Genomic DNA, 24,369 nt, shown 5'->3' on the forward strand with positions numbered 1-24,369 from the left:
GAGACTACCCGCCGGAGGGATCGCGCATGAAGATGGAGTTCGTCCAGCGAGAACTGCAGGCCTGGGGCGAGATCCTCATCACCACCTCGGGCGGCCAGCACCTGGAGCTGCACATCGGCGACACCGAGTTCGACACGGAGAACCGGGTGATCCGGCTGAAATCGTCCAACGCCCTGTTCGTCATCGACGGGGACTCGGTGGAGATGATTCAGAAGCACTACGGCCATCTGGATGACGACTAGCCGGCGAGGGGTCCCGCACGGGACCCCTCGCCGTTTCAGCCGCCGCCCCTGGCCGGCCTCGCCGAGTAACCCTGCGGCCGGGCATCCCCGCGGCCCGGGCCGGGGAGGTGTGAATGTTGAATTGTAGGTAATTGAGTGTTAGGATCAATGTAGCCTGAGTGCTCGAAGGCAGAAGGCTGGAAGGAGTGGATGCTCAGTGAAGATGGAGTTCGTGCAGAAGGAACTGCAGGCGTGGGGCGAGATCATGATCACCACGGCCGCCGGCAAGGAGTACGAGATCCACCTGGGCGACACGCAGTTCGACTTCGAGAACCGGGTCATCCGCCTGAAGAGCCCCTCGGCCGAGTACGTGATCGACGGCGACTCGGTGGAGGAGATCCAGAAGCACTACGGCCACCGCGACTGAGGCGCGCGGTTCGTAAGGGAGCGAGAGCGGGAAGGGGGGTCCTTCCCGCTCTCGCCATTGCTTGGGTCAACCGATCAGCGCCTTGAGGTCGGCCTCGGGAGTTGTGGTCAGGTGCAGGTCGAACTGCTCCTGCAGCACCTTCAGCACGTCGGGGGTGATCCAGGCCGGCGGCTTCGGCCCCAGGTAGATGCCCTTCAGCCCCAGGGACAGCAGGCTCATCAGCACGGCGACGGCCTTCTGCTCCATCCAGGAGAGCACGATGGAGAGCGGCAGGTCGTTGACGCCGCAGCCGAGGGCCTCGGCCAGGGCGACGGCGATCCGGATGGCGGAGATGGCGTCGTTGCACTGGCCCAGGTCCAGGAGCCGGGGGATGCCGTCGATGGTGCCGAGGTCCAGGTCGTTGAAGCGGAACTTGCCGCAGGCCAGGGTGATGACGACCGTGTCGGGCGGGGTCTGCCGGACGAACTCCCGGTAGTAGTTGCCCAGCGACCCGGGCGAGTCGCAGCCGCCCACCACGAAGAAGTGGCGGATCTTGCCCGCCTTCACCGCGGCGAGGATCTTGTCGGCCATCGGCAGGATGTTGGTGTCCGCGAAGCCCGTGGTGAGGGTGACGGCGCCGGGCTTCTCCTCGCAGGGCGGCAGGGAGAGCGCCTTCGCGATGACCGGCGCGAAGTCCCAGTTCTCGATGTGGGGCACGTCAGGCAGCCGGTCGGCGCCCACGGTGAAGATGCGGTCCTTGTAGCTCTCCAGCGGGATCTGCACGCAGTTGGACGTGCCGACGATCGCGCCGGGGAACTCGGCGAAGAGCTGCTTCTGGTCGCACCAGGCGGCGCCCAGGTTGCCCTTCAGGTGCGGGAAGCGCTTCAGGCCGGGGTAGGCGTGGGCCGGCAGCAGCTCGGAGTGGGTGTAGATGTTGATGCCCTTGCCCTCGGTCTGCTTCAGCAGCTCGTAGAGCGCCTTCAGGTTGTGGCCGGTGATCAGGATGCCGGGGCCGGCGGAGGTGCCGGTGGGAACCTGGGTGGGCACCATCTCGCCGAAGTGGTCGGTGTGGGCCTTCTTCAACATGGTCATGGCCTTCAGGGTCATCTGGCCGGCCTTCATGTTGAGGGCCAGGAAGTGGTTCAGGTCGAAGCTGACGTTGGTCAGGGTGGCGTAGAGGCCCTCGGAGAAGAAGGCGTCGATCTCGGGGTCGGTGTAGCCCAGCTCCCGGGCGTGGTACGCGTAGGCCGCGATGCCCTTCAGGGCGTAGATGAGGTTGTCTTGCAGGGCCTGGATGTTCGCGTCCTTGCCGCAGATGCCCACCTTGGTGCAGCCGGTGCCGTGTGCGGTCATTTCACATTGGTTGCAGAACAAGTGCCTCAGCTCCTTCGCAACGCTTTGCCTCTGGTTATAGCCCCTTGGCAGCACACGGCCTTGTGATGTTTTTCACAGTCTATGTCAGAATGAGCCGAAGGCGCCAGGATGTGCAAGCTGCCATAGTCTCTTGGGCGATGGCCCCTCCATGGTGCAATTTTCCAGATCACATTCGCGGCCGGGCAGACAAGATAATGCAGGTGGTTATCGAAACATGTAATTGATGGAACCGTACCCTACGCACATCGTCTATCCTAATGTACAAGCCTATTGAGGAGTGTCGTGCTGTGAAGCGTACCGTCGCCGCAGCGTTACTGCTTGTCTGCATGTCGGCCACCGCGGAGGCCGCCACCCTGCGCCCCATCGATCAGGACGGCCTCAACGTGCGCTCGGGCCCCGGCACCGAGTACGACATCGTGGGCGGCCTCGGCTACGACCAGGAGGCCGTCATCCTGGGCCGCGAGGGCGACTGGTACCGCATCATGCTCTCGTCGGGCCAGGAGGGATGGGTGGCCGGGTGGTTCAGCCGGGTGCTCCTGGAGGACGAGGTGCGCTACGCCATCGTGGACACCGACATCCTCAACGTGCGCCGCGAGCCGGCGCTGGACGCCCCGGTCATCAGCCGCATCTACCAGGACCAGTACGTGCGGCTGCTGGAGATGATCCCGGAGTGGTGGCGCATCCAGCTCGCCGACGGCACTGAGGGCTGGGTCTTCGCCCAGTACGTCCGGCAGGCGACGGCGCCGCCCGCGCCCGGCACGGCGCCGGATCCGGGCACCGCCCCCGACCCCGGCACCACGCCGGGCCCGTCCGTCCCGGTCTACACCGAGGCGCCCGCCGCACCTCCCGGCACCGTGCCAGACATCGCCTTCGCCCCGCCCCGGGCGCCCACCGCTCGCCCGGGCACGGTGGCGCACGTGACGGCGGAGACGGGCATCTACGCCGGCCCCAACAGCGAGGCGCGCCGGATGGACACCGTCCGGCCCGGCGACCCGCTGCAGCTCCTGGACGCCAGCGGCGGCTGGGTGCGGGTGGCATCGCCCCAGGGGCGCTGGGGCTGGGTGCCCGGCTCCCAGGTGGCGATCACCGACGGCGAGCTGCGCATTGCACTGGGCGAGTCGGGCTGGAGCATCGAGCGCCCGGCCCCGCGCCCGGCCGGCACGCCAGCCCCGACCGACGGCGACGCGGAGGTGAGGGAGGGCGGCGCCACCGTCTACCTGATTCCCGCTGTGTCCGCGCGCGTGGTGGCTGAGCTGGAGGCGGGCGAGCCGCTGACGGTGCTGGAGCACGACTCCGGCTGGGTGAAGGTCCGGATGGAGTCCGGACAGGTGGGTTGGACCCGGGCCTCCTTCCTGCGGGCGGTCGTGGCGGAGGAGGAGCAGGCCCCCGACGCCGCACCGGCCAGCCGCGGCTTCAAGGTCGCCATGAGCCAGAGCGCCCCGGGCGTCTCCCGCCTGGAGCTGGCGGCGCCGGGCGCCACCTTCGGCCAGCCCGTCCTCCAGGACGGCCGCCTGCTGATCCCCTTTGCGACCGGCGTGGCCGGCGAGCGGTCGGTACCGGTGGGCAACCTGGGCGTCGCCTCGGCTGCCATCGGCCCCGAGGGGCTGCGCATCGACCTGGTCGGTGAGCCGCGGGTGACGGTCGAGTCGCACCTCGAGGGCAGCCTCCTGATCTCGCTGCGCCCGGTGCTCTCCGGGATCCGGCAGGAGACCGTGGCCGACAAGGGCGTCGTCCGCTTCAGCCTGAGCGGCGCCACCCGGCCCGAGGCCCGGGCGGAGGACGGCCAGATCATCGTGGAGATCCCCGGCGCGGTGCTGGGCACGGACGCGGTGCCGGCCGGCCTGCACGTGGTGCAGCACGCCACCGGCGTACGGGTGGTGGTCCCCTCCAACCAGCCGTATGCGCTCAAGGCGTCGAGCGACGGCTACTACCTGGTCACCTATCCGCCCGGGCTCGCCGGCAAGGTGATCATGCTGGACCCGGGCCACGGCGGCGACGACGGCGGCGCGGTCAGCCGGAGCGTCGGCGTGGTGGAGAAGGCGGTCAACCTGCAGGTGGCGCTGCGGCTGCGGGCGCTGCTGGCGGAGCGGGGCGCCATCGTGTACATGACCCGGGCCACCGACCAGCGGGTGGCGCCTGAGACCTTCCTGAACGCCGTCGACGGGGAGCCGCGTGACCAGCTCGACCTCCAGTACCGCACGATGCTGGCCAACGCCCTGGGCGTCGACCTGTTCCTCTCGCTGCACCACAACTCGGGCGAGACGCTCTCGCAGGGCACCGAGGTCTACTACACCAGTGCGACGCTCAACGGCGGCCGTTCCCGGGAACTGGCCCACCTGCTGCAGCAGGAGCTGGTGGGCGCCCTGGGCACCCGGAACCGGGGCGTCTTCGACGACACCTTCTTCGTCACCCGCAACACCCTGGCCCCGTCGGCGCTGGTGGAGCTGGCGTTCATCAACAACCCCGCCGAGGGACCCCGCACCGTCGATCCCGCCTTCCAAGAGGCGGCGGCCCGTGCGATCGTCTGGGCGCTGGAGCAGTTCTACGCGGCGCGGTAGGCCCGGCCGCGTCCGCCGGCGCCATCCTCCGGGCAGGGCGGCTGCAGTTCAGGCGCCCGTGCTCCGCCGCTGACCGACCGGTACGGCCCCTGAACGGGGCGAGACCCCACGCCGGGGAGCCTCGCCCCGTCCGGGGGCCGTCTTGCGCGCCAAGGCAGAATCGCCTTTGCAGTACGGGGTTGAAGGTGTATACTTTCCTACTAAGATACAGCGTCCCAACCGAGAAGGAGTAAAGCGAGAGGAGTGCAGCGAGCATGCGTCTGTCAGCCCGGGCCCGGAACCTGACGCCGTCGCCGACCATGGCGATCGACGCCAAGTCGAAGCAGATGCTTGCCGACGGGGTCGATGTGGTCAACTTCTCGGTAGGGGAACCCGACTTCGACACGCCGGAGTCGATCAAGGCCGCAGGTATCGCCGCCATCCAACAGGGTAAGACCAAGTACACCCCTGCCGCAGGAACGCTTGAGTTGCGCAAGGCCATCTGTGAGAAGCTCGCGCGGGAGAACGGCCTCCAGTACACCCCCGACCAGATCGTGGTCTCCAACGGAGGCAAGCAGTCGCTCTACAACGCCTACCAGGTGCTGCTCGATCCCGGCGAGGAGGTCATCATCCAGGCGCCGTACTGGGTCTCGTACCCGGAGATCGTGCGCCTGGCCGGCGGCGTTCCCGTGGTGGTGGAGACGGACGAGTCCACCGGCTTCCGCATGACGGCGGACATGATCCGGGAGAAGCTGACCACCCGCACCCGGGTCATCAACCTGAACAGCCCCAGCAACCCCACCGGCGCCGTGCTCTCCCGGAAGGAGCTCGCGGAGATCGCCGCGCTGGCGGTGGAGCGGGACCTGATCATCGTGACCGACGAGATCTACGAGAGGCTGCTCTACGACGGCGCTGAGCACGTCTCCATCGCCACCTTCGGCGAGGAGGTCAGGAAGCGGACCATCACCGTCAACGGCCTCTCGAAGGCATACTCCATGACGGGCTGGCGCATCGGCTACACCGCGTCGGAGCGCATCTTCGCCAAGGCGATGGGCGACCTGCAGTCGCAGTCGACCTCCGGCCCCTCCTCGATCTCCCAGGCGGCGGCGGTGGAGGCGCTGCGGGGCACCCAGGAGCCCGTCGAGCAGATGCGGCAGGAGTTCGACCGCCGCCGCAGGCACATGATGACGCGGCTGAACAGCCTGCCGGGCTTCTCCGTGAAGGTGGCCCCCGAGGGCGCGTTCTACCTGTTCCCCAACGTATCCGGCCTCTTCGGCCAGACCATCGCCGGGCGGCGGATCACGTCGTCCGACGACCTGGCCGAGGTCATCCTGGAGCGGGCCCACGTGGCCGTCGTGCCGGGTACGGGCTTCGGCGCTCCCAACTACATTCGCTTCTCCTATGCCACTTCAATGGAACGGATTGACGAGGGGCTTGACCGCATCGCCAGGCTGCTCGCCGAGGGGTGAGCGGCCGGCAGGCAGGAGGTAGACCGGGATGGATCTGCAGGGGCGTGTGGCAGTCGTGGGTGTCGGGGTCTCCAACATGGCGCTGATCCGCTACCTCGTGTCCAAGGGGGTCAGCGTCACGGCCTGCGACCGGCACCCCGCCGAGCGGCTCGGGGACCGGGCCGGGGAGCTGAGCCGGCTCGGGGTGCGCCTGGTGACCGGCGAGGCGTACCTGGCGCCCCTGGCGGAGCACGACCTGATTTTCCTCACCCCCGGCATGCCCAAGCACCTGCCCGAGATCGAGGCCGCCCGCCGGCGCGGGGCGGTGATCGCCGGCGAAATCGGCCTTGTGCTGGACCTGTGCCGCGCCCCGGTGATCGGGGTGACGGGCAGCGCGGGCAAGACGACCACCACCACGCTGATCGGCGAGATCATGCGGGTCTCCGGACGCCAGACCTACGTGGGCGGGAACATCGGCACCGTGCTGATCGAGAAGGTGGAGGCCATCCCGCCCGAGGCCATCGTGGTGCTGGAGCTCTCCTCGTTCCAGCTGCAGCTGGTGCAGCGCTCGCCGCACATCTCGGTCATCACCAACATCAGCCCCAACCACCTGGACGTGCACGCCACCATGGAGGAGTACGTCGCGGCCAAGAAGGCGATCTTCCGCCACCAGTCGCCGCGCGACTGGCTGGTGCTCAACGCCGACGACCCCCTGGTGCGGTCGTTCGCCGCAGAGGCCCGGAGCCGCGTGGTGCTCTTCAGCCGCCGGGCGGACCCCGGCGGCCGGGACGCGGCCTTCATCCGGGACGGCCAGGTGGTCTGGCGCCGGGACGGCCAGGAGCTGCCGACGCTGCTCCTGGAGGAGATCAAGCTGCCCGGCCTGCACAACCAGGAGAACATCCTGGCAGCCATGGCCGCCTGCTACCTCGCCGGTGCGCCGCTCTCGGCCGTGCGCGAGGTCATGACCCAGTTCACCGGCGTGGAGCACCGCATCGAGCCGGTGCGGGTGCTGGACGGGGTCAAGTGGTACAACGACTCCAAGGCCACCTCGCCCGCGGAGGCGGTGGCGGCGCTCTCCACGCTGCCCGCGCCCATCGTGCTCATCGCCGGGGGCTCGGACAAGGGCATCCCCTTTGACCCCATCGCGCCGCTGGTGGCCGAGAAGGTGAAGTACCTCATCCTCACGGGACCCACCGCCCCCAAGATCGAGGAGGCGGTGCGCAGGGGCGGCTACGCCGGACCGGTCCACCGCGCGGCCGACATGGCCGAGGCGGTGGCGCTGGCCCGGGCCGCCGCCGCCCCGGGTGACACGGTGGTGCTATCGCCCGCCTGCGCCTCGTTCGACGCCTACCGGAACTTCGAGGAGCGCGGGCGCCACTTCAAGTCGCTGGTGGAGGCCTTGCAGTGAGGAAAGACCTCTGGGTGATCCACCTGGACATGGACGCGTTCTTCGCCGCGGTGGAGCAGCGGGACAACCCGCGCCTCCGGGGCAAGCCCGTCATCGTGGGCGGCTCCCCGAACTCCCGGGGCGTCGTCTCCACGTGCTCCTACGAGGCGCGCCGCTTCGGGGTGCGCTCGGCCATGCCCTCCCGGGAGGCTCTGCGGCTCTGCCCGCACGCCGTATTCATCCGGCCCAACCACGCCAAGTACAGCGAGGTGGGCCGGCAGGTTCGCGCCATTATGCGCCGGTTCACCGACGTGATCCAGCCGCTCTCCATCGACGAGGCGTTCCTGGACGTGTCGGGGCAGGACGCGGTGCGGGTGGCGCGGGAGCTCAAGGAGGCCATCCGGTCGGAGCTGAAGCTCACCGGCTCGGCCGGCGTCTCCTACTGCAAGTTCCTGGCCAAGCTGGCCTCCGACATGGAGAAGCCCGACGGCCTCACCGTCATCACCTGGGAGCGGGCGCAGGAGCTGCTGCCGACCCTGCCCGTGCGGAAGCTCTGGGGGGTGGGCCCGGCCAGCGAGCAGGCGCTGAACGCCCTGGGCATCTTCACCTGCGGCGACCTCCTGGCCTACGACCCGGAGACGCTGCGCAAGCACTTCGGCAAGCGGGCCGACGAGCTGGTGCAGCTGGCCCGGGGCATCGACCCCCGTCCGGTGGTGCCCCACCGGGAGGCCAAGTCCATCGGCGAGGAGAACACCTTCCCCGTCGACCAGACCGACCGGGAGTACCTGGCAGGGCTCCTGGAGCGCTACGCCGACGACCTGGCCCGGGAGCTGCAGCGCCAGGGGCTGGCGGCCCGCACGGTGACGGTGAAGATCAAGTGGAACGTGTTCGTCGAGGGCGGGGCCAGGGGCGGCGACTTCCTGCAGATCACCCGCAGCCAGACGCTGCCCATGCCCACCGACGACGCCCGCACCATCGGCCGTGCGGCCCGGGAGATCTTCACCCGGGTGGAGTGGGAGGGGCGGAAGATCCGCCTGCTTGGGCTTTCGGTGCACAACCTCGTGAAGCGGGGGGAACTGGTGCAGGCGTATCTGCCCATCTAGCAGGGGAGGGCCGCCGGCGTGCGCCTGCCCCGATCCGGCCCCGAACGTACCTATTCAGCCTTCAAACGGGAGTGTTTGGATGCTCACTGAAACGCAGCAGGCAGAAGTTGCGGCACTGCAGCAGGCGGTTGAGGCGCACGACGGCATCGCCCTGAAGCTCAACTGGGACATCCTGAGGCGGGCCGACCGCACCGACCCGGACTTCCTGCGATACCAGGACGGCCGCCTCGTCGGCTTCCTCGGCGTCTACGCCTTCGGATCCGAGGTTGAGGTGTGCGGCATGGTTCACCCGGAGGCGCGGCGCCAGGGCCACTTCCAGGCGCTCTACGACCAGGCCATGGCCTACTGCCGTGAGGCCGGCTTCACGGAGATCCTGCTGAACACCCCCTCGGCCTCCCGGTCCGGACAGGCCTTCCTGCGCCGGCAGGGCGCCAGGTATGCGTTCACCGAGCATCAGATGAAGTGGATGGGCGCGGCCGTGCCGGCGCCAGTTCCGGGCCTCCTCCGGCCGGCCGCGCCCGAAGACCTGGAGACGCAGGTCCGCCTCGACGTGGAGGCGTTCGGCATGAGCGAGGCCGACGCCCGCAGCGCCAACACGGAGTTGCTTCAGGATGCAGACACGACTGCGTACATGGTCATGCACGAGGGAGCGACCGTTGGGAAACTCCGGGTTCAGCGGAGCGGATCCGAGGCCTGGATCTACGGCTTCGCGATCCTTCCCCGCTTCCAGGGCCGCGGCATCGGGCGGCGCGTGCTCGAAACCGTCGTCGCCGACTGCGCGTCCCAGGGCTGCGATGTGTTCCTGGAGGTGGAGGCGAAGAACGACCGGGCGCTGCACCTGTACACGTCAGTCGGGTTCCAGGTCCTGCGGGGGCAGGATTACTACACGCCCGGGTAGCGGGGGAGGGCCGGAAGGCCGCCGTGACATATGGATTACAGGCCGTGCCCGTCCGGGCACGGCCTTCTCGGCTCATGGGCTCCCGGCTTGCGGCGACCGGCGGGCGCACCGGGGGCCATCCCTGGAGCAGGATGAGACGAAGATTTGGATGAGTATACGGAGAACGACACTGCGGGTACGGGCGTCTGTAGATGGGAGGGAGAACTGATGAGGCGCAAGCTGCTCTGGTTGGTGATGGTCCTGCTGCTCGCGGGCTGCACTTCGGGCTACGAGCCAGGCTCCTACGGCTCCCGCAGGGTCGGTTCGCCCGTCGAGTACGCCCGGGCGGCCATTCCGGGCTGGGTTCGGGCGGAGCAGGAGGGCCTGGTCGTGCCGCTGGACGGCGCCTTCGACATCCCCGGGACCGGCGCCCGCATCAAACTGGAGGCGGTCTGGTACAGCCCGCTCCACACCTATCTGCTCTACACCACCGCCGGAGACCGCCCCTTCATGGCGACCTTCATCCGGACGGGGTGGGGCACCGGGATGGGAGACTGGGGGCCGAACCCCTACCATCACGGATACGGGGCGTTCTCCGGCGAGGGGTTTCACCAGGTGATGCTCCTCCCCCCGGTTGAGCGGCCGCTTTCCGCCGATACCCTGGCCGTGGAGGTGGAGAAGTGGTACGCGATGACGCCCGACAAGCGCGACCTGGCTGAGCCCGGAACCCACGTCGGCCCGGTGGCGTTCGAGCTGCCCGTGCGGGAGGAGTACCTGGACCCCGCACCGGAGCAGTTCGCACTCGACAGGGAAGGGACCTGGCTGGGCCGCACGCTCCGGGTTGACCGGCTGGAGGTGAGCGTCGGGCAGGCCCGGCTGCACGGCAGCATCGCGCTGCTCCCCGGCGAACACGAGCCCGGCCTGGGTGCCGAACTGGTCTTCGGTGACTCCGTCCGCGAGATGGTCGGCTATGTGCGCGGGCCCAACGGGAGCTTCGTCGCTACGTTCGAGCCGCCGGACGGGTGGCCGGCCCCGGTAAGCCTGAAACTGTACGGTATCCAGTTCAAGACCGAGGAGGTGCTGGAGGCGGTGATCCCCTGGGGGCAGTTCGGTGGACAGGAGGCCGTGGTGAAGCCGGCGGACCTCCTCGTGATGCCGTTTTACGACGGCGCCTACCGCCTGCACCGGGTGGACCCGCGGGGCGTCAGCTTTGAGATCATGCGCCCGGACCGGCTTCCCCGGGTCACCCCGGCCAACGCCATCCCCGCGGCGGAGTTCATCGGCCCGGACGGCGAGACGGTGACAGACATGCAGCGCGGCGGCGGGCACATCGGCGAGGGCAAGGACGGGGTCAGCTACCAGTTCGCCGACGAGGCATCGCCGGCGATGCGGGCGGCCGACGAGATCACGGTCCGCTTCATCCACCCCCCGGCCCTGCTGGAGTTCGCGGAGACCTGGTCGCTGGTTGCCCCATGAACGGCAGAGCGGAGGGCAGAACCGCCCCCCGCCCTATGACCTTCCGCGCAGGAACTCCCGGATGATCCGGTTGGTCTCCTCCGGCGCATCCTGGTTGGCGTTGTGCCGGGCGCCGGGCAGCATGTGAAACTCCAGGCCCTCCTCCCGGGCCCAGGCGGTCATCGACTTCCGGATGTTGCCCGTGCGGTCCTCCGCGCCGCAGATCAGCAGGGTGCGCTCGGGGCAGCGCAGCTCGGGCCGGTAGGCCACAAAGTCGAAGACCCGCACCATCACCTCGCAGAAGCGGGCCTTGCCGACGTGACGCATGCACTCCCGCACGTACTGCTGCACCTCGGGGCGGCGGGAGCACGCCCACGCCGACCCTTCCACCAGCCAGTCGAACGGCGTGAGCCTGAGGAGCGGCGCGGCCAGGCGGAGGCTGGCCGCCTCCCACGCCCGGAGCCGCTGGCTGTTGCGTGTGGCGTCGATGACCACCAGAGCCTCCACCCGGTCCGGATGGCGCATCGCCACCTCCTGGGCCAGGTTGCCGCCCATCGACTGGCCGATGAGGGTCGCCCGGGCGATCCCCTCGCGGTCCATCACCGCCAGCAGGTCCGCCACGAGCAGGTCCACCGAGAAGCCCTGCACCCCGGCGGAGCGGCCGTGGCCGCGGGCGTCCCAGGCGAACAGGGCGTACTCCGGGTCGAAGGCCGGATACTGTGGGGCGAACATGCGGTGGTCCAGCCCGGCGCCGTGGAGGAAGAAGAGGGGCCTTCCGGGCCGGCCGTTGGTGAAGTAGTGGAGGGTCCCGCCCCGGACCGGGACGGTGCGCTCCTGCAAGCGTGGCGCAGCCGGGGTCATGTCCCATACGTGGGCGCTACGTTCCTCCGTTTCCTGCGTGGCCGTGGTCCCTTCCTGTATGCCAGCCGTTCGCTCCTGCACGGGTTCACCTCCCGAGTCTTAGCCCCGCTGCCTGCGCTGCCGGTACTCCTGCTCCAGGATGCTCATGATCACGTCGCTCTCCCAACGACCGGCGATAAGCGCACCCTCGCGCTCGACCCCTTCCCGGACGAACCCGCACTTCTCGTAGCAGGCGATGGCCCGATGGTTGCAGGCCAGCACCCGCAGGTCGACCCGGTGGAGGCGCAGCGTCTCGAAGGCATACTGGAGCACGAGGTTCGTGGCCTCCGTCCCGTACCCCTTTCCCCACGCTGACGGGTCGAAGATGCCGATGGCGCAGCGGGCCCGCCGCTCGTGCTCGTTCAGGGAGTTCAGCCGCGCCGTGCCGATGCACCGGCCACCGAGATCGATGACCCGCTCCATCGGCTCGGCCAGGAGACGCTCGTACCAGCGGTCCACCTGCTCGGGGGTGAGCGGCGCCACGCGTCGGTGGTCGCCCCCGACCATCCGGATGTACTCGGCGCTGCGCCCGCAGGCGAGCCGGTCCTGCTTGTCCTGCTCCCGGGGAGGGCGCAGTACCACCCGGGCGCCTTTCAAAACGGGGACCATCGGGGACGCATCCCCCCTATCCAGTTTACCCACCAATATTCAGCACATGAGGGCCGCCGTCCTTCAGGCGGCCCTGCACACCACCATGCACAGCGGGGCCACCTTCCTTCAGGCGGCCCTGCACACCACCATGCACAGCGGGGCCGCCTTCCTGCAGGCGGCCCCGCTTACACCTCAGCGCGCAGGAGTCGGTCGACCCGCAGCAGGCCGGCCCCCTGCGCCGAAATCGGAATCTCCGGCAGCCACTCGGCGGTCGCCTTCAGGTGCTCCCGGATCGCTGCCGGCCGCAGGCCGGGGCGCACCTGGAGCAGCAGCGCCGCGGCGGCGGTGACGTGGGGCGCCGCCATCGAGGTCCCGCTCATATAGCCGAAGGACCCGCCCGGCAGGAGGGAAAAGAGCCCGGCCCCCGGCGCCACCAGGTCGACCTCGGGTCCCCGGCTGGAGAAGCGGGCCAGCCGGTCCCGGCGGTTGCAGGCGGCCACCGCCAGCACCTCGGGGTAGCTTCCCGGGTAGTCGACGCCGCCGCCCCGGCCGTCGTTGCCGGCCGCCCCCACCAGCAGGGTGCCGTGGCGTTCCAGAAGCCGGATCGTCTCCGCCAGCTGCTCGCTGCAGCGGCGGTCGGTGCCGAAGCTCAGGTTCACGATCTCGCAGCCCTGCTCGAGACACCACCGCAGGCCGGCCACGATGTCGCTGATGCGCCCGTAGCCCCTGCGGTCGAAGATCTTCACGGGCCGGATGCGGAGCGGCGGCGGCCATATCGCCCGCTCCCGGTGCAGCGCTCCCGCGGCGACGGCCAGGATGCCCGCGATGTGGGTGCCGTGGCCGTGCTCGTCGTGGGGCGGTCTGCCGGGGGAGAGGAGGTTGATGCCGGGACCGAGGAGATCCTTCAGATACGGATGCTTCAGGTCGACGCCGCTGTCCAGCAGCCCCACCTCGACCGGCGTCCGGCGCTTGCGTCTGAGGCGCACCAGCCGCCAGGCCTCGGGGAAGCCGGTCCGCCGGATGTGCCACGGGGGAGACTGCCACACCGATCGTCCCATGGGATCGCTCCTCCGCCGGGGTCTCACCCATCATTACGGTCCGGGCGGCGGGATTGCTACCGGTGAAGGTCGCGCTTTACTTTTTATGGCATCATCCGTATAATACGCGAGTTGGGGCCCGTGTTGTGGGCTCCTATTCCAGTGGGCAGACTTCGCCTGAGGAGCGCTGATGAGAGGAATGAAGCGGACCGACCTGCGCAACGTGGCGATCATCGCCCACGTCGATCACGGCAAGACCACCCTCGTAGACGGCCTGCTCCGCCAGTCCGGCACCTTCCGCGCCAACGAGCAGGTGGCGGAGCGGGTGATGGATTCCAACGACCTGGAGCGGGAGCGGGGCATCACCATCCTCTCCAAGAACACCGGCATCACCTACAAGGGCGTCCGGATCAACATCGTCGACACCCCCGGCCACGCCGACTTCTCCGGCGAGGTGGAGCGGATCATGACGATGGTGGACGGCTGCCTCCTGGTCGTCGACGCGGCCGAGGGGCCGATGGCGCAGACCAAGTTCGTGCTGCGCAAGGCCATGGAGGCCGGCCTGAAGCCGGTGGTGGTGATCAACAAGATCGACCGGCCCGACCGGCGCATCGCCGAGGTGGAGGACATGATCCTCGACCTCTTCATCGAGCTGGGCGCGGACGACGACCAGCTGGAGTACCCCGTCATCTACGCCTCGGCGCGCGCCGGCGTGGCGACCTACCGCCTGGAGGAGGAGGGGAAGGACCTCCAGCCGATCTTCGACACGATCCTGGAGCACATCCCCTGCCCCGAGGGCGACCCGGATGCGCCGCTGCAGGCCATGGTGACCTCGCTGGACTACGACGAGTACGTGGGGCGCGTCGCCATCGCCCGGGTGCGCCAGGGCAGGGTGGTGGCCGGCCAGCAGGTGGCGGTGGCCAAGCTGGACGGCTCCGTCGTCCGGTTCCGGGCGGCGCAGCTCTTCGGCTTCCAGGGGCTGAAGCGGGTGCCGATGGAGGAGGCCACGGTGGGCGACATCATCGCCATGACCGGCCTGGAGGACGTGAACATCGGCGAGACCATCACCGACCCGGAGCAGCCCGTGCCGCTGCCGCCGATCAAGGTGGACGAGCCGACGCTGCAGATGACCTTCCGCACCAACGACTCGCCCTTCGCCGGCCGGGAGGGCAAGTACGTCACCTCCCGCCACCTGCGGGCCCGCCTCTTCAAGGAGTTGGAGCGGAACGTGGCCCTGCGGGTGGAGGAGACCGACTCGCCCGACGCCTTCATCGTCTCCGGTCGCGGCGAGCTCCACCTCTCCATCCTCATCGAGACCATGCGCCGTGAGGGCTACGAGCTGGCGGTCTCCAAGCCCAAGGTGATCTTCCGCAGGGACGAGCACGGCAACCGGCTGGAGCCCCTGGAGCAGCTGATCATCGATATCCCCGAGGAGTACATGGGGACGGTGATGGAGGCGCTGGGCGTCCGCAAGGCCGAGATGACCAACATGATCAACCACGGCAACGGCAACCTGCGCCTGGAGTTCATCATCCCCGCCCGCGGGCTGGTCGGCTTCCGCTCCGAGTTCCTCACGCTGACCCGCGGCTACGGGATCATGCACCACCTCTTCTACGACTACGGCCCGTACCGCGGCGACATCCCGACCCGCACCCGGGGCTCGCTGGTGGCCTCCGAGGCCGGCACGGCCACGCAGTACGCCCTCTACCAGCTCCAGGACCGGGGAACGCTCTTCATCGAGCCCGGCACCGAGGTCTACGTGGGCATGGTGGTCGGCGAGAACAGCCGGGAGCAGGACATGGACGTCAACGTCTGCAAGACGAAGCACCTGACCAACATCCGGGCGGCCGGCTCCGACGAGAAGCTGCTCCTGGATCCGCCCCGGCTGCTCACGCTGGAGGAGGCGCTGGAGCAGATCGCCGACGACGAGCTGGTGGAGGTCACGCCCAAGTCGATCCGGCTCCGGAAGCAGTACCTGGACCCGATCATCCGGGCCCGGCTGGCCAAGGGGAAGGAGATCAACGCGGAGGTGCTGCAGCGGCTGCAGCAGGGCAGATAACGCGTAAGAGCGGAGGGCCTTAGCACCCTCCGCTTCATACATGTAGCGATGTTTCACACCAAGCACTCGTAGTACGGGGAGCACCCGTCGTTTGCGATGGAGTGCTCGCCGGCCACCGCCAGGTTTCCGACGGCGGTGACCAGGAGCATCACCAGGAATGCCAGAGCCACCAGCTTCCTCACGTCATCTCACCCCCTCCTGCCCCCGTGCGGGGACGCCGCAGCGGCCCTACTGGATCGTGAACTCCCAGGTGGCTTCGCCGTATTCCGGGTGGATGAAGGTGTACCTGTAGGTCCCGTCCATCCGCTTCGCCAGGAAGCCCAGCCAGCCCTGGCCGCTCTCGCCCTGCCGGAAGGTGCCGTTCAGCCTGGGCGTGCGGTATGACGTGGCCTGCAGGTTGTACGGCGCGCTCTTCTCCTCGGGCGTCGTCAGCTTGTGCTGTTCCGTCGGGTTGACGGTGTACGCGGCCGCGCCGTTGTTCTGCACCGTCACATCGATCAGGACGTAGGTGTAGCCCGGGGCCGGGGCCTCGTCCACGGTCTCCACCTGGTGGACGGTGACGGTGAGCAGACCGACCTCCGCCGTGTCACCCACCGCCAGCGGGCCCAGCTGCGCCTTCTCCGCCGGCGCGGGTGCGGCACTGCCGCCCGAGGCGCCCTGGCCGCCGGATCCGCCGCCGGAGGTGGACGCGCCGCTGCCGGAGGAGCTCGAACCGGACGCGCCCGAACCGGACGAGGTCGAACCCGAGGCGCCCGAGCCCGAGGCGGTGGTGCCGCCCGGGCCGGACTGGTCGGCGTACTTCCCGCAGCCGGCCGCGGCCAGCGCCAGCAGCGCCGCCAGCAGCCCAACCAGAATCCTTCTCCGCAACATGGGTATCCCCCTCTGCCTGCTACTGCTTCAACCGGGGGTCGAGCGCATCGCGCAGCCCGTCCCCGATAAAGTTGATGGAGAGTACCGTAAGGAAGATCATCAGGCCGGGCGGCAGCCATGTCCACGGCATGGTCTGCAGCACCGCCATGCTGTTGGCCTCGCTGAGCATGTTCCCCCAGGTGGGGATCGGCTGCTTGACGCCGAAGCCGAGGTAGCTGAGGCCCGCCTCGGCGAGGATGATGCCCGCCACCTCGAGCGTGGCGTTCACGATCAGCGGGGCCATGGCGTTGGGCAGCAGGTGGCGCATGATCATCCGGAAGCCGCTCACGCCCATCGCCCGGGCGGCCTCGATGAAGTCCCGCTCCCGCAGCGAGAGGAACTCGCCCCGCACGAGTCGGGCGGGCACAGGCCAGCTGAGGAAAACGATGGCGAAGACCAGGTTCGAGACCGACGGCCCCCGTATGGCCACGATCGTCAACGCGAACATCAGGAACGGGAAGGACTGGATGATGTCCACCAGGCGCATCAGCACGTTGTCGACCCAGCCCCCGAAGTAGCCCGCGACGGACCCGATCGCGATGCCCATCACCATGTAGATGGCCACCGATCCCAGGGCGATCGAAAGCGAGACCCTTCCGCCGTAGAGGAGGCGGGTCAGGTTGTCGCGGCCGGCGCTGTCGGTGCCCAGCGGGTGGCGGGCGCTCGGCGTGGCCCGTATGTAGCGGATGTCGATCTCGTCGCGCCCCCAGCCCAGCGTGGCCTGCGTGATGAGCGGCGCGAAGAGGGATATGAGGATCAGGATGAGGAGGATCGTCGCCCCGGCGATCGCCATGCGGTTGCGCAGGAAACGGCGGAAGACCATCCTGGCGTAGGAGGTCTCCTTCGGCGCCAGCCCGTCAAAGGTCTTCGGGGAGGGTGTCGGCATGGGGTTGGTGACGGCCACGTGAGAACCTCCTTAGGCGTACCGAATCCGGGGGTCGGCGACCGCGTAGAGGATGTCGGCAACGAGGTTGCCGATGATCACCAGCAGGGCGAAGAACATGTTGGTGGCCATCAGCACCGAGTAGTCCCGGTTGTTGACGGCCTCGAAGGTGAGGAGGCCCATGCCGGGGAACGTGAAGACCTGCTCGATGATGACCGCCCCGCCGAAGAGGCCCGGCAGGCTGAAGCCGAGCAGGGTGATCACCGGAATCAGGCCGTTGCGCAAGGCGTGCTTGTAGATGACGATGCGCTCGGCCAGGCCCTTCGCCCGCGCCGTGCGCACGTAGTCCTGGCGCAGGACCTCCAGCATGGAGGAGCGGGTGAAGCGGGCATAGGAGGCCGCATCCCGCAGCCCAAGAGTGACGGCGGGCAGCACCAGGTGGTGCAGCACGTCCCAGAATCCGCCGACGCCGGGCGTGTGGATGCCGTTCATGGGGAAGATCGGCAGCTTCACCGCGAAGAAGTAGATGGCCAGCAGCGCTGCGAAGAACGAGGGCAGCGAGATGCCCATAAAGGCGAAGGTCGTCGCCGCGTAGTCCAGGGCCGAGTACTGCCGGGTGGCGGAGACCACGCCAATGGGAATGGCGATGGCCAGACCGAGGAGGAAGGAGGAACCGGTGAGCAGCAGGGTCCTGGGCAAGGCCTTGGCCATCATGTCGATCACGGGCTCCTGCGTGCGGATGGAGTACCCGAGGTTGCCGCTGATCGTGGTCTTGAACCACCGGACGTACTGTACCGGGATGGGGTCGTTGAAGCCCATCTCCTCCCTGAGCCGGGCACGGAGCGTCGGGTCGGTCCGCGGACCGAACAGGTACGCGTAGGGATCGCCCGGCGCGGTGTGGATGATGATGAAGACGACGATGCTGACGCCCAGGAGGATCGGAATCGTCTGCAGCAGCCGTCGCGTTAGGTACCGGCCCACCTGTCAGTCTCCTTTCTTCCCGGCGGCGTGCGGCCCGGGGGCCTCCCCCCCCCCCGGGCCGCCTGCCGCACGGTGGTCAGCCGCTTACTTGGAGAGCCAGATCTCCTCGATGTTCCACAGCTCGCCCTGCGGCCCGGGCTTGAAGTTCTGCAGCCGCTCGTTGGCCGCAACCAGCGTGTTCACGGCGTAGAAGATGTAGGCCGGGGACTCCTCGGTCCAGTGGCGCGCCCACTCGTGGTAGATCTCGATGCGCTTCTCGATGTCGCCGGTGGCCTTGCCGGCGGCAATCAGCTGCTCGGACTTCTCGGTCCACCACTGGCTGTCGTTGAAGCCGCCGGGCTCCGTGGCCGCCTTGTCCCACAGGCCCGTCGGGTCGGGATCGGAGTTGCCGAGCGAGAAGCCGATGAAGTACATGTCGAAGTCGCGCTCAGCCCGCTTCTGATCGAGCGTCGGCCAGTCGTAGCCCTCCAGGATGACCTCGATGCCGACGTCCTTCAGCCACTGCTGCACGACCGGCGCGGTGGCCTGGCGGACCGGGTTGCCGACGTTCGGGTAGAGGAGGCGCAGGGTGAGCTTCTTGCCGTCCTTATAACGGTAGCCGTCGGGGCCGAGCTTCCAGCCGGCCTCCTCCAGGAGCTGCCGGGACTTCTCGGGGTTGAACGGGTACTGCTCGACGTCCTCGGTGTAGGCCCACGTCAGCGGGTGGATCGGGCCGTACATCGTAGAGGCGTGGCCGCCCATCAGGTTGTTGATGATCGCCTGCCGGTCGATGGCGTAGTTGATGGCGTGGCGCACCCGCTTGTCGGTCGTCGGGCCCATCTCGCCGTTCTTGTTCGGACCGGTGTTGTAGACCATTTCCTGGAAGACCGTATTGGCGAACTCATGGATCTTCACGTGCGGCATGGCCACATAGGCGTCCATCTCGTTGGGGCTGAACTCGACGTAGTCGATCGTGCCGCGCTGCATCTCGCCGACGGCGACCTCAGCGGCCACGATGCGCCAGAGCACCTCGTCGATGTAAGGCCGGCCGGCCCAGTAGTTCGGGTTGGCCTCAAGCAGAGCGTACTGGCCCTCGACGTACTCCTTCATCTTGAAGGGGCCGTTGCCGTTCGGGAAGATGTTGTACGGGTCATTGGCCGTACCCCAGTCCTGAACGGGGATCTTGCCGTACTTGCTGCTGTCCATGATGCCGTAGGCGAGGTTGTACAGGAACGGCGAGTTGGGCTGCTTCAGCTGGAAGACGACCGTGTAGTCATCCACGGCGTAGAGGCCGGGCAGGTTGCCGGTGGTGACGATGCCGCGGGCGAAGTTCTCCGGCGTCTCGCCGCTGATGCCGTTGGCGTAGTCCTCGTACCCTACCACGTCCTCAAAGCCGGCGTCGCGCGGGCCGATGTACTGCGGATGCCAGATGGCCTTGTAGGTGAAGACGACGTCCTTGGCCGTGAGCGGCGTGCCGTCGAAGAACGTGACGCCGCGGCGGAGGTAGAACGTCAGCTTCGTGTTGGTCTCATCCCACTCCCAGTGCTCCGCCAGCGCCGGCACGGGGATGTAGCGCTCGTCGTACTTCCAGAGGCCCTCGTACATGAGGCCGCTGATGTTGGAGCCGTACGTGTCGTTCACGGTGATCGGGTTGAAGTGGCCGATCGGCTTGTTCCACATGGCCAGGTTCAGCCGGCCGCCCCGGCGCGGCCAGTTGGGGTCGACGATGGAGATCGCCGTGGTCGCGTCGTCGTACTTCACCTCAGCGCCGAAGGCCTCGCTCACGAAGCGGAGCGGGACCAGAGTCCGGCCGCCCTCGATGAAGGGCGCCGCGTCCAGGGTGCGGGCCTGCCCGTTCACCCGGGCCGTGGTGCTGCCGATGGTCAGCTGGACCGTGGTGTTGCCGCGCTTGGCGGTGACGGTCTGGGCGGACGCGTTCCACTCGACCTCGGCGCCCATCTTCTCGAAGATGGCCCGGAAGGGGACGAACACGCGGCCGTTCACATTGACCGGCTGGACGTCAAACGTAACCGGGTGGCCGTTGAAGGTCACGGGGTACTTTACCTCAGGGCGAGCAGCCAGGGCCGGCAACGCCGAGGCCACCACCATGATGGCGGCCAGCAGAAGGACCAGGAATCGCTTCACTCAACCGATACCTCCTTAGACATAATTTCATGTGTACTCGTGGAATCAGGCGCTCGATGCGACAGATCTTCAGGCATTCACCTCCAACAAGAGCGTAGTGGGTCTTAGTATTCGCAACCTACAGCAAAAATCCTCTTCTCGGAGTCTGCGGATTATTCAATGTTCCTTTCCGGGCACTAAAGTGCCATATCGAAAGGAATGTGTTACCAGTCGAGCGAAAACAGTAATGGGCATTGATGCCGAAAGGGGAGTCATGGCGTGCGCGCTTATGACATCATCTACCGCAAGCGGATGGGCGAGGAGCTGACGACCGAGGAGATCCGGGCGCTGGTCTCCGGGTTCGTCTCGGGCGAGGTGCCCGACTATCAGATGGCCGCCTGGGCCATGGCTGTCTGCATCCGCGGCATGACGCCGCGGGAGACGGCCGACCTCACCATGGCGATGGCCGAGTCAGGCGACCAGATCGACCTGTCTGCGATCGCCGGCCGCAAGGTCGACAAGCACTCGACCGGCGGCGTGGGCGACAAGGTCTCGCTGGTGCTGGTGCCGCTGGTGGCGGCGTGCGGGGCGCCGGTGGCCAAGATGTCCGGCAGGGGCCTCGGCCACACCGGGGGGACGCTGGACAAGCTCGAGTCGATTCCGGGCTTCCGGGTGGAGCTGTCGCCCGAGGAGTTCGTCGCGCAGGTGAACCGGATCGGCTGCGCCGTCGCCGGCCAGACCGGCGACCTGGTGCCCGCCGACAAGAAGCTCTACGCCCTGCGGGACGTGACCGCCACCGTCGATTCCATCCCGCTGATCGCGTCCTCCATCATGGCCAAGAAGATCGCCGGCGGGGCGGACGCGGTCGTGCTCGACGTGAAGACCGGCTCCGGGGCCTTCATGAAGAGCCTCGACGAGGCGTTCCGGCTCGCCGAGGCGATGGTGGCCATCGGCCGCCAGGTGGGCCGCGAGGTGGCGGCGCTCGTCTCGGACATGGACCAGCCGCTGGGCCACGCCGTGGGCAACGCCCTGGAGGTGGCCGAGGCGATCGAGACGCTGCGGGGGTTCGGCCCCAAGGACCTGGAGGAGATCTGCCTGCAGCTGGGCGCGCAGATGCTCCGCCTGGCCGGCGTTGCGGCCGACGGGGCGGAGGCGCGGAAGATGCTGCTGCGGGCCCTGCGCTCGGGCCGCGGGCTGAGCAAGCTGATCGAGATGGTGGAGGCCCAGGGCGGCGACGCCGGCTGCATCCGCCAGCCGGTGAAGCTGCCCCGGGCGCAGCGGGTGGTTCCCGTCACGGCGCCGGAGGGCGGCTATGTGCAGTCGATCACGGCGCTGGAGGTGGGCGTCGCGGCGCAGCTCCTGGGCGCAGGCCGGGAGACCAAGGAGTCGCCGATCGACCTCAGCGTGGGCGTGGTGCTGCGCAAGAAGGTGGGCGAGCCCGTCGCGCCGGGCGACGTACTGGCGGAGCTGCACGTCAGCGACGATCGGCGGCTCGCCGAGGCGCAGGAGCGCCTCCTCGGGGCCTACCGCATCGGCCCCGGACAGCCGGCGCCCCGGCCGCTGGTCTACGGGCTGGTGACGGATGCGGGAACGGAGCGCTGGGCTTGACGCGCACAGCAGGAGGGGGCCGTGCGGGGCCGCCCTCCTGCTGGCTAATAGTCCCTTTGTCGGACTCCATAGTGATTGGGCGCCATGGGGTGTTTGGCCCCACGACTGATGGTGCGTTGGGGGGGGGACAGTTATTATAGGAACCAAGGGGAGTGGTCCCATGCGCAGCCTGACGGCGAAGTTCATGGTGGGCATCACTGGCCTTGTGCTGGCCGTGCTCTTCATCGCGCTCTCCCTGGACTTCGCCTACCAGCAGCGGCAGGCCGACATCGATCTCCTGGCCAAGGCGAGCCTCGTCGCGAAACAGCAGCAGGCCACGCGCTCGTTCATCTCCCGCTCCAGCCACGACGAGTTCGTCCACGGCGAGACGCGCCCGCTGGACCCGGCCGAGGTGGGGGAGGGCGTCAGCGACCTGTTCGCCGACCTCTCCAAGTCGCAGGTGAAGCAGACCAACCTCGTGCCGCGCATCGAGGAGAACGCGCCGGACGACTTCGAGCGGGCCGCGCTGGAGTACTTCATGGCGAGCGCCGAGAACAACGAGGTCTGGCAGCGGGTGACGCTGGAGGACGGCACGCCCGCCTTCCGCTACATGATGGCCCTTCGGGCGGAGGAGTCCTGCCTGAAGTGCCACGGCGAGCCCAAGGGCGAACTGGACCCGACCGGTTACCCCAAGGAGGGCCTGAAGCTCGGCGACGTGGCCGGCGCCATCAGCGTCATCCTGCCCATGCGGGAGACGCTGGCCAACGCGCGGGCCGAGTCGGTGCGGCTCGCCATCCTGGTGGTCTTCCTGGCGCTGCTCTGCTTCGGCCTGATCTGGCTGATCCTGTGGCGGCAGGTCTCCATGCCGCTGGCCGAGCTGGCTGAGGTCGCGACCACGGTGGGCATGGGCAACTTCCTCATCAGCAAGGAGCGGCTGCGGTCGCTCAAGGCCAACCATGAGACCGCGGTGGTGGCCGACGCCTTCGAGCAGATGTCCGACCGGCTGCGGGAGCTGTATACCGGCCTGGAGCACAAGGTGGCCGAGCGGACCCGGGAGCTGGAGGAGGCCAACCGGGAGCTGGAGCGGATCTCCCGGTACAAGTCCGAGTTCCTCACCATGATCTCCCACGAGCTGCGCACGCCGCTCACCTCGATCATCGCCTTCACCGAGCTGCTGCTGGCCGACCGGCGGCTGGAGCCCGAGCAGCGGGAGTCGCTCAGCGAGGTGCTGGAGTCGAGCCAGAAGCTGCTGAACATGATCACGAACCTGCTGGATTTCTCCCGCATCGAGGCCGGCAAGGTGAAGCTGTTCCGGGAGATGCTCGACCTGCGCGACCCGGTCCGCGACGTCGCCCGGACGGTGCAGCCGCTGGCCGAGCGGAAGGGCATCGCGCTGGCGGTGCGCTGCGCGCCCGACCTGCCGCTGGTCTCCGCCGATCCGCTGCGGATCTCGCAGGTGCTGCTGAATCTGCTGAGCAACGCCGTCAAGTTCACCCCCGAGGGCGGCAGGATCGATGTCGACTGCGGGGTGGACGGCGATTGGGTAAAGGTGACCGTGCGGGACACGGGCCCGGGCGTTCCCCGCGAGGAGCAGGAGGTCATCTTCCAGGCCTTCCGCCAGGGTGGCGTGCGGCGCCCGGAGGGATGGGGGCTGGGTCTCGCCCTCTCCGCCTCGCTCGTGCAGGCGCACGGCGGCCGGATCTGGGTCGACTCGGAGCCCGGGGCCGGGGCGGCCTTCACCTTTACCTTACCGATCTGGTCGGAGCAAGGGAGCGGTGGCAATGACGAACACGAAGAAACGAATACTGGTAGTCGATGATGATCCGAAGATCTTGAAGGCGCTGGAGCAGGCGCTGCAGCAGGAGGGGTACGAGGTCCACAAGGCGGAGGACGGCCTGGAGGCGCTGCGCGTCGCCCAGGAGGTCAAGCCCGACCTCATGATCCTCGACATCATGCTGCCCAAGATGGACGGGTTCGAGGTGCTGGCGCAGCTGCAGTCCAGCGGCGGCATCCCCACGCTGATCCTCTCCGCCCGCGGCGAGGAGATGGACAAGGTGGTCGGCTTCAACGTCGGCGCCGACGACTACCTGGTGAAGCCCTTCCGCCTGTCCGAACTGCTCCTGCGCGTGCGCGCCATCCTGCGGCGCACCTCCGGACCGGCGGCGCCCGTCGACGAGGACCGGCCGCTCCAGTTCAAGGACATCGAGATCAGCCGCTCCTCCCGCACGGTGATCGTGCGGGGCCAGCAGGTGGACCTGACGCCCAAGGAGTTCGACCTCCTCTGGCTGCTGGCCAGCCACCCGGGCCACGTCTTCAGCCGGGAGGCGCTGCTGCAGCGGGTCTGGCACTCCGACTACTCCGGCGACGAGGCCGCGCTGACGGTCTGCGTGCGCCGCCTGCGGGAGAAGATCGAGCGGGATCCGGGGCACCCCGAGCTTGTCAAGACCATTTGGGGTATAGGCTATAAGTTCGACGGATAAAGCTTGGCAATACCTTTGGCTACGTTAGGGT

At 68.4% G+C, this 24,369-nt stretch carries 21 protein-coding genes; 12 read left to right on the top strand and 9 right to left on the bottom strand.

What is annotated here, in order from left to right; genetic code table 11:
• Positions 1–26 precede the first annotated feature (26 nt).
• Together J2Z79_RS12045 and J2Z79_RS12050 are read left to right on the top strand one after the other, a co-directional pair.
• Positions 27–242: a hypothetical protein gene (locus tag J2Z79_RS12045; protein WP_209467143.1), complete on the top strand. Its 216-nt coding sequence runs from the start codon at positions 27–29 to the stop codon at positions 240–242.
• Positions 243–444: 202 nt separating this feature from the next.
• Positions 445–648 (top strand): hypothetical protein, encoded by a 204-nt coding sequence (locus J2Z79_RS12050; protein WP_245302690.1) that lies wholly within the window; start codon positions 445–447, stop codon positions 646–648.
• Positions 649–714: 66 nt separating this feature from the next.
• Here the strand turns inward: J2Z79_RS12050 and hcp are convergent, their stop codons facing one another.
• Positions 715–2,001: a hydroxylamine reductase gene (gene hcp, locus J2Z79_RS12055; RefSeq protein ID WP_209467145.1), complete on the bottom strand. Its 1,287-nt coding sequence runs from the start codon at positions 1,999–2,001 to the stop codon at positions 715–717.
• Between the two features lie 287 nt (positions 2,002–2,288).
• On the opposite strand from hcp, the gene J2Z79_RS18935 reads away from it, so the two are divergent.
• From J2Z79_RS18935 to J2Z79_RS12085, 6 genes are all read left to right on the top strand, one after another.
• Positions 2,289–4,559 (top strand): N-acetylmuramoyl-L-alanine amidase family protein, encoded by a 2,271-nt coding sequence (locus J2Z79_RS18935; RefSeq protein ID WP_209467146.1) that lies wholly within the window; start codon positions 2,289–2,291, stop codon positions 4,557–4,559.
• Positions 4,560–4,813: 254 nt separating this feature from the next.
• On the top strand, positions 4,814–6,007 hold the full coding sequence (locus tag J2Z79_RS12065) for a pyridoxal phosphate-dependent aminotransferase (protein ID WP_209467147.1): 1,194 nt from the start codon (positions 4,814–4,816) through the stop codon (positions 6,005–6,007).
• 28 nt (positions 6,008–6,035) lie between these two features.
• Positions 6,036–7,394, top strand: a complete 1,359-nt coding sequence (gene murD / locus J2Z79_RS12070; RefSeq protein WP_209467148.1) for a UDP-N-acetylmuramoyl-L-alanine--D-glutamate ligase — start codon at positions 6,036–6,038, stop codon at positions 7,392–7,394.
• Positions 7,391–8,476 carry a DNA polymerase IV gene (dinB, locus tag J2Z79_RS12075; protein WP_209467149.1) on the top strand — a complete coding sequence of 362 codons (1,086 nt, stop codon included), beginning with the start codon at positions 7,391–7,393 and terminating at the stop codon, positions 8,474–8,476. Before murD ends, dinB begins: the two co-directional genes overlap by 4 nt.
• Before the next feature lie 79 nt (positions 8,477–8,555).
• A complete protein-coding gene (locus J2Z79_RS12080) occupies positions 8,556–9,374 on the top strand; it encodes a GNAT family N-acetyltransferase (RefSeq protein WP_209467150.1) in 819 nt (272 codons plus the stop codon).
• Positions 9,375–9,581: 207 nt separating this feature from the next.
• On the top strand, positions 9,582–10,829 hold the full coding sequence (locus J2Z79_RS12085; protein WP_209467151.1) for a hypothetical protein: 1,248 nt from the start codon (positions 9,582–9,584) through the stop codon (positions 10,827–10,829).
• A 33-nt stretch (positions 10,830–10,862) separates the two neighbouring features.
• Here the strand turns inward: J2Z79_RS12085 and J2Z79_RS12090 are convergent, their stop codons facing one another.
• The 3 genes from J2Z79_RS12090 to J2Z79_RS12100 all read right to left on the bottom strand — a co-directional run bounded on the left by J2Z79_RS12090 (position 10,863) and on the right by J2Z79_RS12100 (position 13,357).
• On the bottom strand, positions 10,863–11,750 hold the full coding sequence (locus J2Z79_RS12090) for an alpha/beta fold hydrolase (protein ID WP_209467152.1): 888 nt from the start codon (positions 11,748–11,750) through the stop codon (positions 10,863–10,865).
• Positions 11,751–11,768: 18 nt separating this feature from the next.
• Positions 11,769–12,317, bottom strand: coding sequence for a GNAT family N-acetyltransferase (locus J2Z79_RS12095; protein WP_209467153.1), 549 nt, complete (start codon positions 12,315–12,317; stop codon positions 11,769–11,771).
• A 167-nt stretch (positions 12,318–12,484) separates the two neighbouring features.
• Positions 12,485–13,357, bottom strand: a complete 873-nt coding sequence (locus tag J2Z79_RS12100; protein WP_209467154.1) for a S8 family peptidase — start codon at positions 13,355–13,357, stop codon at positions 12,485–12,487.
• Positions 13,358–13,526: 169 nt separating this feature from the next.
• On the opposite strand from J2Z79_RS12100, the gene typA reads away from it, so the two are divergent.
• Positions 13,527–15,395 carry a translational GTPase TypA gene (gene typA / locus J2Z79_RS12105; protein WP_425353538.1) on the top strand — a complete coding sequence of 623 codons (1,869 nt, stop codon included), beginning with the start codon at positions 13,527–13,529 and terminating at the stop codon, positions 15,393–15,395.
• Positions 15,396–15,448: 53 nt separating this feature from the next.
• On the opposite strand, the gene J2Z79_RS18940 is transcribed toward typA, so the two are convergent.
• From J2Z79_RS18940 to J2Z79_RS12125, 5 genes are all read right to left on the bottom strand, one after another.
• Positions 15,449–15,577, bottom strand: a complete 129-nt coding sequence (locus J2Z79_RS18940; RefSeq protein ID WP_280953707.1) for a hypothetical protein — start codon at positions 15,575–15,577, stop codon at positions 15,449–15,451.
• Between the two features lie 46 nt (positions 15,578–15,623).
• Positions 15,624–16,262, bottom strand: a complete 639-nt coding sequence (locus J2Z79_RS12110) for a DUF4352 domain-containing protein (RefSeq protein ID WP_209467155.1) — start codon at positions 16,260–16,262, stop codon at positions 15,624–15,626.
• A gap of 22 nt (positions 16,263–16,284) precedes the next feature.
• The gene (gene opp4C, locus J2Z79_RS12115; protein ID WP_342589479.1) at positions 16,285–17,208 is read right to left on the bottom strand and encodes an oligopeptide ABC transporter permease; all 924 of its coding nucleotides are present in this window, start codon (positions 17,206–17,208) and stop codon (positions 16,285–16,287) included.
• A 12-nt stretch (positions 17,209–17,220) separates the two neighbouring features.
• A complete protein-coding gene (locus J2Z79_RS12120) occupies positions 17,221–18,168 on the bottom strand; it encodes an ABC transporter permease (RefSeq protein WP_209467156.1) in 948 nt (315 codons plus the stop codon).
• 84 nt (positions 18,169–18,252) lie between these two features.
• On the bottom strand, positions 18,253–20,292 hold the full coding sequence (locus tag J2Z79_RS12125) for an ABC transporter substrate-binding protein (RefSeq protein ID WP_209467157.1): 2,040 nt from the start codon (positions 20,290–20,292) through the stop codon (positions 18,253–18,255).
• A 258-nt stretch (positions 20,293–20,550) separates the two neighbouring features.
• On the opposite strand from J2Z79_RS12125, the gene J2Z79_RS12130 reads away from it, so the two are divergent.
• The 3 genes from J2Z79_RS12130 to J2Z79_RS12140 all read left to right on the top strand — a co-directional run bounded on the left by J2Z79_RS12130 (position 20,551) and on the right by J2Z79_RS12140 (position 24,338).
• Positions 20,551–21,879 (top strand): pyrimidine-nucleoside phosphorylase, encoded by a 1,329-nt coding sequence (locus tag J2Z79_RS12130; protein ID WP_209467158.1) that lies wholly within the window; start codon positions 20,551–20,553, stop codon positions 21,877–21,879.
• A 160-nt stretch (positions 21,880–22,039) separates the two neighbouring features.
• Entirely contained in the window at positions 22,040–23,677 is a 1,638-nt protein-coding gene (locus tag J2Z79_RS12135) for an ATP-binding protein (protein WP_209467159.1), read from the top strand.
• The gene (locus tag J2Z79_RS12140; RefSeq protein ID WP_245302682.1) at positions 23,640–24,338 is read left to right on the top strand and encodes a response regulator transcription factor; all 699 of its coding nucleotides are present in this window, start codon (positions 23,640–23,642) and stop codon (positions 24,336–24,338) included. Before J2Z79_RS12135 ends, J2Z79_RS12140 begins: the two co-directional genes overlap by 38 nt.
• Positions 24,339–24,369: the final 31 nt, after the last annotated feature.

Source organism: Symbiobacterium terraclitae (assembly GCF_017874315.1).
GTDB classification, from domain to species: domain Bacteria; phylum Bacillota; class Sulfobacillia; order Symbiobacteriales; family Symbiobacteriaceae; genus Symbiobacterium; species Symbiobacterium terraclitae.